Consider the following 13,000-nt stretch of genomic DNA (forward strand, 5'->3'; position numbering starts at 1 on the left):
CTTTGAGCCTGGCGCGCGTTCGGCCTGGCACACCCATCCATTGGGCCAGATCTTGATCGTAACTGCCGGTTGCCGTTGGACGCAGTGCGAAGGTAGCGCAGTGGAAGTGATCCGCGCCGGTGATGTGATTTGGTGCCCGCCAGGACATCGTCATTGGCACGGCGCAACGCCAACGACTTCGATGACGCACATTGCCGTTCAGGAGTACTTGGATGGCACAGCCGTCGACTGGATGGAACACGTTACCGATGAACAATATTTATCCGCTCAGGAGCATCGCGATGAGTCATGACAACAAACCAAATGCAGGGCCATATGCCGATATCGCACCTGCGCTCAACGATTACACCCGCCAGGTCTTGTTCGGGCAGGTCTGGGAACGCACCGAGCTTCCGAAGCGCGATCGCAGCCTTATCACGGTCGCCACGCTGGTCGCGCTATACCGCTTCAATGAGTTGCCTTTTCATTTGAAGTACGCGCAGCAGAACGGCGTGACGAAGGAAGAGTTGATCGAACTCATGACGCATCTGGCGTTTTATGCAGGCTGGCCCTGTGCCAACACCGCCATCGAGGTGGCTCGTAAAGTGTTCGCGGAATCTCCATAGCGCGAGGCGGAACGATATGCCCCATGTGATCGTGAAGCTCTGGCCAGGGAAGAGTGAGGCTCAGAAACAACGTCTGGCTGACCTTATTACGCGAGATGTCATGGACGCCCTCGGGTACGGCGAGGAGTCGGTGTCAGTAGCCTTCGAGGAAGTCAGTTCAAAGGACTGGGCCGAGAAAGTGTTTCGAACCGATATCCAGCACCCAGAGGTAAAGCTTTACAAAAAGCCTGGTTACAGCATGTGACGGCAGCAGCGGCGATGAAAGCTGCTGTTTTCCCGTTGAGCGCTTCTAAGTGCTGCCAAATTTAAAATACGCACAAGGAAGGTTCTTGGTGATCGCCGGACCCAATCGCAGATTGGGTCCGGGTACTCGTCGATGCAATGTACAAACTATGAGATCTCTTTGGACCTCAATGTCGCAATTCTTAAAGCGGCAACTCATTGATTAGAAATAACTTTCACAAACTATGCGTTCCGGTCGTACGCATAGTCTGTGTCGGCGGCCCACTAAATGCACAAACTATGGGGGTCCTAAAGCGTACAGACTATGGAGTTCTGTCCAGTTGTGTACAGAACCCCATAGTTTGGTTAGCTTCGACAAACTATGAAATCCGGGCAGCTGCCATTTCCTTGCTGCTGATTTCGATGAGGCGGAATGCCGGAACGGAAAGCCCTCTTTGTTGGCGGCGCATCGCTCGCGCTCGTGTCACTGGTCCCTGATGTTGTTCTAGCTGCCTCAGGCCCAGGCCATAGGCTTCCCTATCCACTGCCGGAATAAAGACGATGAAGCGCAAAATCGAATTCGCCCGCGACGGACTTACGCTCATAGGCCATCTGTTCCATCCAGCAAACTTCTCGGAAAGGCACGTACGACTACTACCTGATGCCCACCCGGGGAAATGCCGTGCAGTACCGCAATGAGTCGGCTCTCATGGGCATCAAGGAGTTCTTGGAGATGGACCCGATCAGCAAAGCGCCTTCCGTAACGACTCCGGCAATGATCGTCCACTCCGACGGCTGCGCCTTCCCTGGCCAAGCGAAGAAGCTCTTTGATGCACTGGGCGGCCCGAAAGAGTTGGTCTGGGCAGAGGGCACTCATTACGAGTACTACGGTACCGAGCCGCGGGTTGATAACGCAGTTGAGCGCATCGCCGAGTTCTTTCGTGCCCAGCTCAGCGGCTAAGGCCGTTTCCATTTAGGATTCGATAGCCCTCAGTCAATTGAAGCATGAAAAGGAAAGGCGAAAGTCAGAGTGAGTTGCCGCCTTGCCCGATTCGGTAATAATCGAAATCGACATATCCGCCTGCCTTTTCCGTTGCATAGTTGAACAGACCGAAGCGGTAACCCATGAATTGCGGAACGGTGTAGACCATCTGCAGCGTATTGCCGATTTGTTTCCATTTCTTCCCATCGAGGCTGTAGTAGAAATTGGCCTTGTCCGTCTGGTTGCGGAAATCGCAATCGATCTTGAAGTAGACCACCTTCTGCATCAACGGAACCGCCGCGATTTGTTTGGGCGAATCGCTATGCGCGTTGACCATGACGATGGACTTCTGACCACGATCCATTTTGATACCAACGTAGCCGTATTTACTTTGGAGCGCGATAAGTCCGGCCACGTCGCCATTCTTCATCTTGTCCACATTGAGGCGCGTCGATGCCGAACTGGTGGGCCCGAAGGTCCGCTGGGTCAGCGTGTTGCGTGCGCTAAGCACGTCTTGATCGACACGGCCCGTCGTAATGCGCAGACGTCCAGGCTTTTGCAGGATGTCCCAGTGCGCGTTATCGGGATTATGGTTCCACTGCCATGCCAACGGCAGCTTTGGATCGCCGGGCTTGCGTTCAAATTCGTCGGAGGCGACGATGCCGGAGACGCCGGAGACGCCCTGTCCGCCGGCGGGGATGTCGAGCGTCATGGGCACCTTGCCGTTTTCGGCGAGAACGGGCCAGCCGTTCTTCCAAGTCACGGGCACGAGGTAGGGGATGCGACCGACGGCGCCATTGTCCTTGAAAAGATAGGCATACCATTTGCCTTGCAGGGTGTCGATGAGGCCGCCTTGGGCGATACCACGATTATCGAGGGCGATGCGACCCTCGTAGGGGCCGGTAATAGCGTCGGCGCGGTGGATGATGACGGTGCGCGCCCAGCGGCTCCCGGGCGAGGCGATGTTGAAGAGGTAGTAGCGGCCGTTGATCTTGAAAAGCTGCGAGCCTTCGCCTTTGAGCCCGCCCTGGTCGGCGCCGAAGAGGGCGTTGACGTTTTCAATGATGACCTTGTTCACGCCGCCGGGCTTGATTCCGGAAAGGTCGGGTTGCATCTCGGTGAGCATGATACGACCGCTCCCGTGCACCATGTAAACGCGACCGTCGTCGTCGAAAAAAAGGCTGTGGTCACCCAGCGAGGGCGCGAAACTCGTCTCTTTCCACGGGCCGCGCGCCGGATCGCGCGTGGTGTAGATGTGGGTGCGTCCAGTGGTGGCGGAGAACGTCGTGGCATAGAACACGCCGTTGTGGAAACGCAGGCTGCTGGCCCACGAACCCTTGCCGTAGGCGTTTTGTCCGTTATCCAGATTCATGGCATCGTTGTCGACCAGCCGGTCGTAGGCGTAGCCGACCAGATCCCAATTCACCAGGTCCTTCGATTTCATGATCGGCACGCCCGGACTCATGTGCATCGTCGTGCTGCTCATGTAATAGGTGTCGCCAACGCGAATCATGGACATGTCCGGCACATCGGCCCAGATAATGGGATTGTGGGCAGGATGCGCCTGTTCCGCCGCAAGGGGCCGAGACGCGGCGGAGGCGAGGACGAGGGCCCCCAGGAGCAAAAGGATCAGGCGGTTCATATGGTAGGCGGAAGGGCGGCTCAGGGCGTCAGGGTTTTGGTTCACGATTTTGTCCGTGGAGGCGGTCTTTGCTAGTAACTGAGTGCGCTGGGTGACGGATCTTCGGCAGATACTTCACCGCGTCCTTGCAGTCGGCATCGGCATCGTTGTAACGCGAACGGAGAAACATGGTGATTTCGCTTAGGGATGCACTGAATTAATCGCTTTTCAGCATCGGATGCGCGGACGTTGACGTGTCGACATGAAGTCGCGGCGGTCTTGTTCTGCTAATGATGCCCCATGTCGCAATAACGGTGTTCATGCCATCGCCAACAAGCAGCGACGTGCCATCCATACGTTCGACAAAGCAAACAGCATCGACACCTGTCCGGTGTTCTTCGCCAAGCCCCGATAGCGCACCTTCGTACAACCGAACTGCCGCTTGATTACCCGGAATGGATGTTCCACCTTTGCCGGTACCGCCGCCTTCAGGTACTCCACGTAGCGGGTGGCGTCTTTCCATGTGCCTTCAGGCATGGCCTTGAGCTTGCCTGGCTTGGTGGCGATCCGCCACGTCAATCGACGTCCGGCCAGACCTTCGCGCTTGTTCGCCCCGGTGTAACCGGCATCATTCCACACACGTTTCTCCTTGCCGTGCAGCAGGCGTTCGGTCTGCGTTACGTCCGCGGTGTTGGCTGGCGTGGTCGTGACCGTGTGCACCAGGCCCGAGGCCATGTCCGCGCCGATGTGTGCCTTCATGCTGAAGAAATATTGATTGCCTTTCCAACAGTATTCGGCGCCAAACTTCGTTTTCAGCGATGTGGGCGCAGTCGGTCAAAGTGGTTCGAATGCAGCGCTGAGCCGTCAGCAGGCTCTCGTAGAACTCAACGAAGGGGCGGGCCACGCTTGCTCGGTGGGGTCGTAGTGGCCCGGTAGTGGGCCGGCCGCCGCAACCTGCCCAATTCGGATTGGCGCGCTGTGTGCCATTGGTCTCAATGTATGGCTGATGACGCATTACGAGATGGCGCGTCTTTCTATCTTCTACGTAGCAATAGGCGTGCGTGCCATGCTTGTACTCAGTCAGGCTTCGGTGCTGGTATTCGGGCCTCATAGTCGGGATCTTCGCCTTCTCCAACGTAAAGGAGAGACGAGGCTTTGCTCAAGTGCTTTCCGATGAGCTGACGATTTTCGGTCAACCAAGCATTGAATGGGGTACGTTTCTGAAACCCGACATACTGGAGATGAAAGTCCGTCAAAGTGCCGGCCTTCATCCATATGCGTCGCCGCCAACGCCGAGGCCGCCGTCTCAAGCGGACATCGGCATTGCTCAGACGCGAGCGCTTCCACAAGCTGGCAATGAGTGACTAACTCCACGACCCGCAGCGAGAGAAAGCGCCTCGTATAAACCGTCTCGCTTACTTGGCGTTTCGCTTCTTTTCTTGTTTTGCCGCCTTCTTTTCCTTCATCGTTTTGGCCGGCTTTTTCTTATCACTCTTTTTTGAATCCATGCCCTTGCTCATGTGACTTCCTCAGTAATGGTTACAGTCTGCTGCCTCGCACTGGGAGAGCCTCATCTGGGCGTCTCCACTTCTTATGCTTGCAAGGCATATTACAGGTCGAAGGCTACGCCAAGCTGGAAATCCATAAAATGGCTGCGGCTTAGGTTCTGCGCACGCTTACGCATATCTAACGTCTGCCTCTATGCCCGGCCAGAAGCGGGAGTTTGCATGCACTAGCCAGGGCCACCGTACGCATGCAGCCCATCATACGATGGCCACACCGGCCCAAAAATGCGAAAATTCGTGGCTAATGGCCGCCCTCGTTGCGCCAACTGCCCCCAGAGACACCGTGAAGACCCCCCAAGGCTTGCAGGCGCTGATTGATGACGGCGTCATTGATGAAGTGCTTCGGCCACTCAAGAGCGGCAAGGAAGCAGCGGTATACGTTGTCCGCAGTGGTGACGACGTACGGTGCGCGAAGGTTTACAAGGACATGGCACAACGCAGCTTCCAGCAACGCGTGCAGTATCAGGAAGGTCGCAAGGTACGAGGCAGCCGCGAGGCGCGTGCGATCGGCAAGGCTAGCAAATACGGACGCAAGCAACAGGAAATAGCCTGGAAGAACACCGAGGTTGATGCGCTCTACCAACTACGCGTCGCTGGCATGCGTGTGCCTGAGCCGTATGGCTATTTCCACGGCGTGCTAGTGATGGAACTGGTCACCGATGCAGAAGGGTTCTCTGCGCCACGCCTAGGTGAAATTGAACTCAGTGCCGACAAGGCGCGTGAATACCATCGCGTGCTGGTGCGACAGGTGGTGCTGATGCTGTGTTGCGGGTTGATTCATGGTGATCTGTCCGCGTACAACGTACTGATCGGTCCGGATGGGCCGGTGGTGATCGATTTTCCACAAGTCGTCAGTGCCGGGGGCAACAATGCGGCGCGCACGATGCTACTGCGTGACGTCAACAACCTCACTGCCCATCTTGGACGTTGGGCACCCGAGCTGTTGGATACGTGGTACGGCGAGGAAATGTGGGCAGTGTTCCAGGCCGGCGAGCTGCGACCCGATACGGAACTGACCGGCGAGTTCGAGCCAGATGAAACCGAGGTCGATCTCGACAGCATTCGCCAATCCATCAATGATGCACGTGAAGAAGCGCTGATCCGACAGCAGGGCCGCGAAGCGGCAGCAGAAAACTAGAACCTGATAGAAGCGCCGACCTGTTCTGGTCGCAGAATTTCCCTTACAACCGCAGATAGCGTCATGTTCCCTGCTGCATCGTGCCATTCGGGCGGATGCGCAAGGCGACCTCGCCCATGCGTAATCGGCGGATCGACATGACACTCAGGCCGACCTGCAGCAAGCTTGGGAGCACTACTTTTCTTTGGAATTAAGTGAATGAATTATGCTCGCTCCGGGTGGCGGACGCTCCGGATCACAAATATCTAGCGTTACTGCTCTCGGCCATCGGCGCCGTATACCTTTCCAATGCATATGTCATTGATGTCGACTGGACCCGTATCTGCGATTGGAATAGAGGCGCAGCTCCCGGCAAGCGATTTGTCGGGATTGGATACCGCCTCCTTCCAAATGACCGAGCGCCGATCGGTCAATACGATCCAATAGATTGGCAAGTCACCCTCTTCGACCATCACTGCTCCACGCATTAACGACGATTGTGCACGAAGCTCCGGCAGCTTTTTCTTCTGTTGCATCTGATTTACAAATTGTGCGGCCGTCTGCTCGTTGAGCCACCCCCATCCATAGCCGTCAAAAATATAGAAATCGACTTTTGGCGTCGATTTAATGTGTGATTCCAATGCCGGCGATGACTCGACAAGCTGCAGCATCTGGCGAATACGAGCGATGCCCGACTTGTTTGCCATGCTTTTGCCGTTTAGCGGAAGACGTGCCGACAATCGCAGGTTCGGCGGCCCGTCACGCAGTTGAAGATCCGCTTGCAGGTATGGACGACCATCCCAGGAATCAGTTGAAACGCTAATAACCCTGAAATTATCGTTCAACATGCGAACTGCGTGGGGAGCTTCTGACTCAGCCTGGAATCGCTCTACCGGTACGCTCAGGGCAAAACCCAGCATTTCATCCAAGTTAGGGCCGCCCTGGATATTCTCGAACCGTTCCTTGTTGATGGTTCCCTTTGGCAGCAAATCATCCAGTGCATGCGAAATACCTGTCGCATAGGTTGTTTCTCCCTGCGCATTGGTCCAGGGAAGCATCAGGTACTGCTGCGATTGAGACTGCGCCGTCAGCTTCGTTCCATCGCTTAGCGTCACCTCGATATCGACAAACGGACCATCATCGGTATGGGTTGCACCGAAGCCTTCGGTCACCATTTCGGCGAGCACGCGGGGATTTCGCAGACTTTCGCGCCAAGCAAGCACCTCTTTCCCCAAACCGGTCGATGCATTTGGGAGTTTTGCTTCTTTCAGAACATCGTCAATATCGCGCTGGACGTGGTCAATAGCAGGCTCCAGGTCCCGAAGATCGACTAGCGGCTGAGACGGCGCTCCCATCGCATCCACCAATCGGGCGACTTGTTGAGGTGCAATGGTTTGAACTGGAAACGCCTGCTCGGGAAGCGGCTTGCCGTAGCGGCTTTTGCTATGGCCGCCCGTAAGACGGTAGCCATCGGCAACTCTTTCAATAACGATATGCGCGTGGAATGGCATCTCAGGATTGAGTCCACCCCACCTAGAATCAATGACGACTCGTTCCACCGCGGGCTTAAGACGTTGGCAGTGCGCGAGGGGTGAGATGAGACAAAGAACTCCCAACACGAGCCAACCGCGGTTCTGCATAAATCCTTGTCGCCACGAGCGCCATTGCACCTCCGATTTATTCATGATTTCCTCTGTTGCAACCATGACGCGCTGTTGCGTTAGCTACAAAAAAGACTTAGAGGGCGAACGCCGGCCTGTTCCTTCCGAGCTAACAGTGGACTTCCAAGCTTTGCAAAGGGATGGAAGCTCGATGTGCGTAGTTCCAACCTGCGATTCCTGCAGCTCATTGAAGCGGGCGAGAAGTTCCTTGTGCTGCTGCGTGAATGCCTGATCCAAACTTCTGACGGCCAAGTAGAGGCACGCTTCGGCTCCTACCGCGATCCGTTCGCGCTCAAATACATCTCGCGACTCGCCGTCAACCATGTCCAGCGATGCATGCGTGGATTCATGAAGCGCGATCGTGGCGGCAAGGAAAAGCGCAGCATCGGGATCGCTACCTACACAGGGCGTCCAGTACTTCAAGTGATATTTTCGACCTGCCAGTAACGACATGTTGTACCGCGCCACGCGAACGTCGTCGCGAATGATGTGCACGTCGACTTGACCCTTCGATGGAAAGCCCCCGCTATAGTCCCATAGCTTAGCTAGCGCCTCTGATAATAGCCGGGATGCCGCGGGTGATGCTCGGCATTCGCCTTCCGCACCGATATTCAATTTGTAGTTGCTTCTTCCGCTCCGCTCGAACAGGAATTCAGGATGACTGGGCGGTAAGTTGATCCTTCGGCCAGGCAGGTACGTGCCTGCTATCGACAACGTAAAACCCGGCCATCGGAACACCGATGTGTTATGAGCCGTTGATACCTGCTCGTGATGGCGTTCTGCGCTCTCCACTTTCGAAAACGCCACGTTCGGACTTCTAAAGTTGACTGTGCACGCGGACACGACGAGGCCCGCGAGAAAGACAGCCAACCATCGGATCATGGACGCATTTCCCATTGAGAGTGGGCTGCGGGCTTTGCCGCAGCCCACCGTTCTAAACACTATTGAACGCAGGTCATCACCCTGTGGATGCGGCTGCAACATTCAGCCGGAGCCGTTACAACTTGAGACGCTGCGTTGTCCCTGTTACACGATGGCTGACGATATTACGTGGTCTTGACTGTCTACCGGGGTGTTACCGACAACCAAATGCGCCGACGCATTGGCGGCAGACGGGTACTGGTTGAGCCAATTTTGGACGGAGGTTGAATCGGAAAAGACGCGGCGAGGGCCGCTCTTAATCCAGCGGAAAGTGGAATATCCGATGACACCTCCGCTGGAGTCTGTTACCCGTTAGCCGGGTCGCCGGTGGGGGACAAGGACTAGCTTGCCCGCTACACCTGCCGCACTGCCCGCCTTGGCAATCGAGTTTGCAGCTGGAGTCACGCGGCCCACGCAGAATTACGCTTTATTAATGCACCGCTGGGTATAGTTATCGCCATGTCGAGAGACATCAGTCCCACCGCTTAGCCGGGCCTCCCCTCCTCGCTAAGCAACGTAAAGATGGATGACCCAAAGCCCGCAAGCTCCCCCTTGCGGGCTTTTTACTGCCTGTATGGAAGTAGTTGTGTACCGACCATGGCGCGATCTGGCAGCACCTTCACGGCTTCTTCTTGAACAGGGTCTGGAAGATTAGAGGCGCCGGATCCCATTTCGCATTTCCCACGCAAGAAGCGTGTTTGATGAGCCGCTCTCAGCGATCACGCGCCGGGAATCAACCGACCCAAGGGAATCAGCGGCCCTACCGGCTTCAGGTCGTAGGCCATCAAACCTGCGGCGACCAACGGCAGCGTGTCCAGCGTCGCTTTGGCGTGATCGATCGAATCGACGTTCATCAGGAAGATCGGGCCTGACTTCTCCACAAACCAGAACTGTTCGACCTTGCCGTCCAGATAGAGCTTGAGCGTGGCGTGTACTTCAGTCGCCATGTGCGGTTTGAGCACGTCGGGGGTAAGAGCGACCTTCGGGGCAGCGATAGCCATAATTTTCATGAGCGATTCCTCGTCAGTTGGGGGGTTGTGCAACGAGGAACAATCTAGTCTCCGACCTCCTGAAGCGGTATCGTCGTAAATGACAACTTTAGGGCCATTTACGCCATGCGCATCGCCATCCTTGCCCTGGACGGATTGTTCGACACCGGGCTCACCGTGACGCTCGAGGCTTTCGGTATCGCAAACAGATTCGCGGCCGGACAAACAGGTGGCGTACCCCTTTTCGATGTGTCGATCGTCGGCGTACGGAAGAGGGTGCGATCCGGACTGGGGCTGTCCTTGCCCGTGCGGGCAATAACGCGAAGCTGGAAGCCAGAATGGGTGATCATTCCTGCGTTGAATACCTCCACACCGGACCGGTTGATCCCGGCGCTCGAGCGAAGGGACGTGGGCGATGCCAAGGCGCAGCTGCTGGCATGGCATGCGCAAGGCGCGCACCTTGCCGCTGCCTGCATCGGATCGTTCGTGCTGGCAGAAACCGGTCTTCTCGATCATCACGAAGCGACAACGACCTGGTGGCTCGCGCCGCTGTTTCGACAACGCTATCCGAATGTGTCGCTCGACGAATCCCGCATGCTCGTGCCTTCCGGCAAGATGGTTACGGCCGGCGCTGCGATGGGGCATCTCGATCTTGCGCTTTGGCTGATGCGCAAAGCCAGCCCAGACCTCGCAACGATGGTCTCACGTTACCTGCTCGCCGATATCCGCTCCTCGCAAGCTCCCTACATCATCCCCAATCATCTGGCGCAGGCAGATCCTCTTATTCTGCGTTTCGAGCGATGGGCACGGGAGCATCTGAAGGAGGGGTTCTCCTTGCAGAAGGCTGCCCGTGCCATGGCGACGAGCGCACGTACCTTGCAACGCCGCTGCCAGGCAGTGCTGGGCAAATCGCCGCTTGATTACTTTCAGGACCTGCGCGTGGAGCGCGCGCGATCGTTGGTCCAGGGCGGTGGCCTTGATCTCGAAGCCATTGCCGCCGAGGTCGGTTACGCCGACGGAGCAACGCTACGAACGCTCTTGCGTCAACGTTTGGGGCGCGGCGTGCGGGAGCTTCGTGCTGATCTGCGCTGATGTGGCGGGGCGCGGCGGGCAGTTGCCTTTCCGCCAGTTGTTGAGTGACTTGTCTTCGCCATGCGTGGCGTTTCGGATGAGCGTTTTCCACGAAACGGATTCGAGCGAGTTGGACGTGAAAGCTGTAACTGAACTATGGAAAATTCATTCACCCGCAAAACGCCCGATGCAGGCACGCCGATTTTCCGGGTGGGTCAACGGTTGCAGTTCACTGGCATGGCTCGATCGCAGGAGCATCGCGAAGACCTCAGCCACTTATGCTTTCAAAGTGCACTTGGCGCGTTGGCTTTCGCGACAGCACCGCCAATCTGACGAATGCCGTCAGTATTTGCCAACCGCATCTCCAGCCCCCATCCCCAATGCTGCTGCCCGCCGGCGAAGTTATCGTCGAGTACCACGACCACGTGATTTGCGCCCTTTTGCAGCGCCATGTCGAAGGATCCATTGGCCAGGGACAGGCGCCCGCCAGGCTCTTTGCTCGCGCCCTTGATGCCATAGAGATTCTTGCTTTGGAACGCCAGCTTACCGTTCACGAAGACCCAGACTTCTCGGGTCCAGCCCATATCGACATGTTTTATCTGGTCATGGTCAGCATTGATCGTGGTCCTCAACCAAATGCCGGTGATGGCCTGCCCGGTCTGCGCATCGCCATACCATCGCGTCAAATTGACCAAACCACCCGGGTCGAGCGCGACGGGCTTCCACGATGACGTCTGTTTTGGCATAGACGAATAAACAGGATCGATGCCGGTACGTTCCTGGAGCGTGGCATCCATGCGACTGGGCATGACGAACGGCTTCGAAGCGAACCAATCGCGTACGTATCGGGGATCATCCTTCGCCGGGTCGCTGGACGCCACCGGAGGCAAGCCATCAACGACATTGGGGGCGATGCGCAGGCGTGCATAGGAGGCGGGTCCATGCAATCTGATCGACCCGTCGGGGAAGCCGCCGACCAGTGTTCCGACGGCCAGGGTCGGCGCGTGCGCGCCGTTGACGAAGACGTTCATACGTGCGCCGGAGAGCACCAACTTGATGTGATTCCAGCCATCATGGTTAATGGGCGCGTGCGTTTGATACTGTCCATACAAGTCCCACTCGAACACATGATGTGCGGTGGGCATGTACTGGATACATTCCTCCGAGACAGCACAGTCCGCGCTTGGTCGAAAATACAACGCATCCGCTACGTCGGCATGTTGCCGGAAGGTGATGCCGGTAATTCGGTCTCCTACAAATCTGGTGTCGAATTCAATCGTGCCATTGCTGAAGTTCGTGTTTTTCAGCTCGGCATAACCCTTGTTGACGACAAGGATGTCCTGCTCGGCCTGATCGCGTTGAAACGACACATCCCCTTTCGTTTGCCAGTGTGCCGGCGTCATGGGGATATAGCTTGATGCGGATGCAAGGATGGGCTGCGAGAGCCCGGCGATGGCGGAAAAAAATAATGATTTTCGTAACCAACAGAGCGCCTTTGTCCAGCTTGTGTACTTGGATAATGTCGACATGGGCTCTCCTTTCCTTTGGCGCGGCAATAGGCGACACCGTATTGGCGATGCATCGTTCGCTCTACTGAAATGATCCGAAGTGGATCAACGATGTTGCAGGGCGGCGCCCCTTGAGGCCGAACGCCGCGTTAAGCGGCCTCCGGCTCAATAAGGTTTGGATGGCAGGCGTGGCGCCAGGCAGTCCGGTTGAAGACCGCGGTGATCTATATGCCCAGGTATCGTTTGTACGGATCCATGGCTGCTAACGCCATCCGCTTGCGCCAGCTTATCCAGCCGACGACAAATGACAATGTCACCGCGACCAGTGGCGGCACAGCGTGCCCGTATTCGCCGTGAATGATGACTGTCGCGAGGGCGGCAAACATGACCGTGCAGCCGAGCGCCGAGCCCAACAAGCGACTCGGCGCCCGGAAAATCAAAATGGCAGCAGTTAGCTCCAGCGATCCGGTCACGAAGTGGAACCAGCGCGGGTACCCCCACTTCAGGTATTCCTCGTAGATGGATCCTGGGGCGATGATGTTGCTGAGTGAGCCCACGACGAAAAAAAAAACAGCAAGAGCCAAGGGCAAGATTCGGTGCCAGGAGATTTTAGACATGTGTCTAACCTCGGAGGATGCGTTTGCCGGCGATGGAATGCGCCTTTCGCCGTAGGTTTCAAAAGGCGCATCGCCGGCGGATCAGCGAACCTACGCGGTAATGGCCTTCTGGGCAGCCGCG

General features: G+C 56.7%; 14 protein-coding genes. 7 read left to right on the forward strand and 7 right to left on the reverse strand.

Features of this window, described 5'->3' with window-relative positions:
• From V7M64_RS10955 to V7M64_RS10965, 3 genes are all read left to right on the forward strand, one after another.
• Positions 1-292 (forward strand): cupin domain-containing protein (locus V7M64_RS10955; protein WP_333679179.1); only part of this gene is annotated, 292 nt, incomplete at its 5' end.
• On the forward strand, positions 249-605 hold the full coding sequence (locus tag V7M64_RS10960) for a carboxymuconolactone decarboxylase family protein (RefSeq protein ID WP_345786365.1): 357 nt from the start codon (positions 249-251) through the stop codon (positions 603-605). The genes V7M64_RS10955 and V7M64_RS10960, both read left to right, overlap by 44 nt.
• A gap of 16 nt (positions 606-621) precedes the next feature.
• Positions 622-849, forward strand: a complete 228-nt coding sequence (locus tag V7M64_RS10965; protein ID WP_333679180.1) for a tautomerase family protein — start codon at positions 622-624, stop codon at positions 847-849.
• 358 nt (positions 850-1,207) lie between these two features.
• On the opposite strand, the gene V7M64_RS10970 is transcribed toward V7M64_RS10965, so the two are convergent.
• Complete coding sequence (locus V7M64_RS10970; RefSeq protein WP_333679181.1) at positions 1,208-1,432, reverse strand: hypothetical protein; 225 nt, start codon at positions 1,430-1,432, stop codon at positions 1,208-1,210.
• A 104-nt stretch (positions 1,433-1,536) separates the two neighbouring features.
• Here V7M64_RS10970 and V7M64_RS10975 point away from each other — a divergent pair, with 104 nt between their 5' ends.
• Positions 1,537-1,788: a hypothetical protein gene (locus tag V7M64_RS10975; RefSeq protein WP_333679182.1), complete on the forward strand. Its 252-nt coding sequence runs from the start codon at positions 1,537-1,539 to the stop codon at positions 1,786-1,788.
• A gap of 64 nt (positions 1,789-1,852) precedes the next feature.
• Here the strand turns inward: V7M64_RS10975 and V7M64_RS10980 are convergent, their stop codons facing one another.
• Both V7M64_RS10980 and V7M64_RS10985 read right to left on the reverse strand, forming a co-directional pair.
• The gene (locus V7M64_RS10980) at positions 1,853-3,496 is read right to left on the reverse strand and encodes a glycoside hydrolase 43 family protein (RefSeq protein ID WP_333679183.1); all 1,644 of its coding nucleotides are present in this window, start codon (positions 3,494-3,496) and stop codon (positions 1,853-1,855) included.
• 252 nt (positions 3,497-3,748) lie between these two features.
• On the reverse strand, positions 3,749-4,246 hold the full coding sequence (locus V7M64_RS10985) for an IS5 family transposase (RefSeq protein WP_333679236.1): 498 nt from the start codon (positions 4,244-4,246) through the stop codon (positions 3,749-3,751).
• Between the two features lie 1,032 nt (positions 4,247-5,278).
• Here V7M64_RS10985 and V7M64_RS10990 point away from each other — a divergent pair.
• Entirely contained in the window at positions 5,279-6,133 is an 855-nt protein-coding gene (locus V7M64_RS10990) for a PA4780 family RIO1-like protein kinase (protein WP_333679184.1), read from the forward strand.
• Positions 6,134-6,384: 251 nt separating this feature from the next.
• On the opposite strand, the gene V7M64_RS10995 is transcribed toward V7M64_RS10990, so the two are convergent.
• Entirely contained in the window at positions 6,385-7,797 is a 1,413-nt protein-coding gene (locus tag V7M64_RS10995; protein WP_333679185.1) for a hypothetical protein, read from the reverse strand.
• Between the two features lie 129 nt (positions 7,798-7,926).
• On the opposite strand from V7M64_RS10995, the gene V7M64_RS11000 reads away from it, so the two are divergent.
• The gene (locus tag V7M64_RS11000; protein ID WP_333679186.1) at positions 7,927-8,220 is read left to right on the forward strand and encodes a hypothetical protein; all 294 of its coding nucleotides are present in this window, start codon (positions 7,927-7,929) and stop codon (positions 8,218-8,220) included.
• 1,193 nt (positions 8,221-9,413) lie between these two features.
• Here the strand turns inward: V7M64_RS11000 and V7M64_RS11005 are convergent.
• Complete coding sequence (locus tag V7M64_RS11005) at positions 9,414-9,704, reverse strand: hypothetical protein (protein WP_333679187.1); 291 nt, start codon at positions 9,702-9,704, stop codon at positions 9,414-9,416.
• A gap of 105 nt (positions 9,705-9,809) precedes the next feature.
• On the opposite strand from V7M64_RS11005, the gene V7M64_RS11010 reads away from it, so the two are divergent.
• Positions 9,810-10,775, forward strand: a complete 966-nt coding sequence (locus tag V7M64_RS11010) for a helix-turn-helix domain-containing protein (protein WP_333679188.1) — start codon at positions 9,810-9,812, stop codon at positions 10,773-10,775.
• Positions 10,776-11,038: 263 nt separating this feature from the next.
• Here V7M64_RS11010 and V7M64_RS11015 read toward each other — a convergent pair whose 3' ends face one another.
• Complete coding sequence (locus V7M64_RS11015; RefSeq protein ID WP_333679189.1) at positions 11,039-12,283, reverse strand: hypothetical protein; 1,245 nt, start codon at positions 12,281-12,283, stop codon at positions 11,039-11,041.
• A 203-nt stretch (positions 12,284-12,486) separates the two neighbouring features.
• Complete coding sequence (locus tag V7M64_RS11020) at positions 12,487-12,879, reverse strand: DoxX family protein (protein WP_333679190.1); 393 nt, start codon at positions 12,877-12,879, stop codon at positions 12,487-12,489.
• Between the last annotated feature and the right edge of the window lie 121 nt (positions 12,880-13,000).

The organism is Dyella sp., assembly GCF_036746095.1.
Lineage (GTDB): Bacteria > Pseudomonadota > Gammaproteobacteria > Xanthomonadales > Rhodanobacteraceae > Dyella_B.

What these genes read in the sequence shown, in the direction of transcription:
- V7M64_RS11020 (WP_333679190.1), bottom strand. Translation starts at nt 12,879, where the DNA reads ATGTCTAAAATCTCCTGGCACCGAATCTTGCCCTTGGCTCTTGCTGTT.
- V7M64_RS10970 (WP_333679181.1), bottom strand. Translation starts at nt 1,432, where the DNA reads ATGAGCGTAAGTCCGTCGCGGGCGAATTCGATTTTGCGCTTCATCGTC.
- V7M64_RS11015 (WP_333679189.1), bottom strand. Translation starts at nt 12,283, where the DNA reads ATGTCGACATTATCCAAGTACACAAGCTGGACAAAGGCGCTCTGTTGG.
- V7M64_RS11010 (WP_333679188.1), top strand. Translation starts at nt 9,810, where the DNA reads ATGCGCATCGCCATCCTTGCCCTGGACGGATTGTTCGACACCGGGCTC.
- V7M64_RS10995 (WP_333679185.1), bottom strand. Translation starts at nt 7,797, where the DNA reads ATGAATAAATCGGAGGTGCAATGGCGCTCGTGGCGACAAGGATTTATG.
- V7M64_RS10960 (WP_345786365.1), top strand. Translation starts at nt 249, where the DNA reads ATGAACAATATTTATCCGCTCAGGAGCATCGCGATGAGTCATGACAAC.
- V7M64_RS10965 (WP_333679180.1), top strand. Translation starts at nt 622, where the DNA reads ATGCCCCATGTGATCGTGAAGCTCTGGCCAGGGAAGAGTGAGGCTCAG.
- V7M64_RS10975 (WP_333679182.1), top strand. Translation starts at nt 1,537, where the DNA reads ATGGGCATCAAGGAGTTCTTGGAGATGGACCCGATCAGCAAAGCGCCT.
- V7M64_RS11005 (WP_333679187.1), bottom strand. Translation starts at nt 9,704, where the DNA reads ATGAAAATTATGGCTATCGCTGCCCCGAAGGTCGCTCTTACCCCCGAC.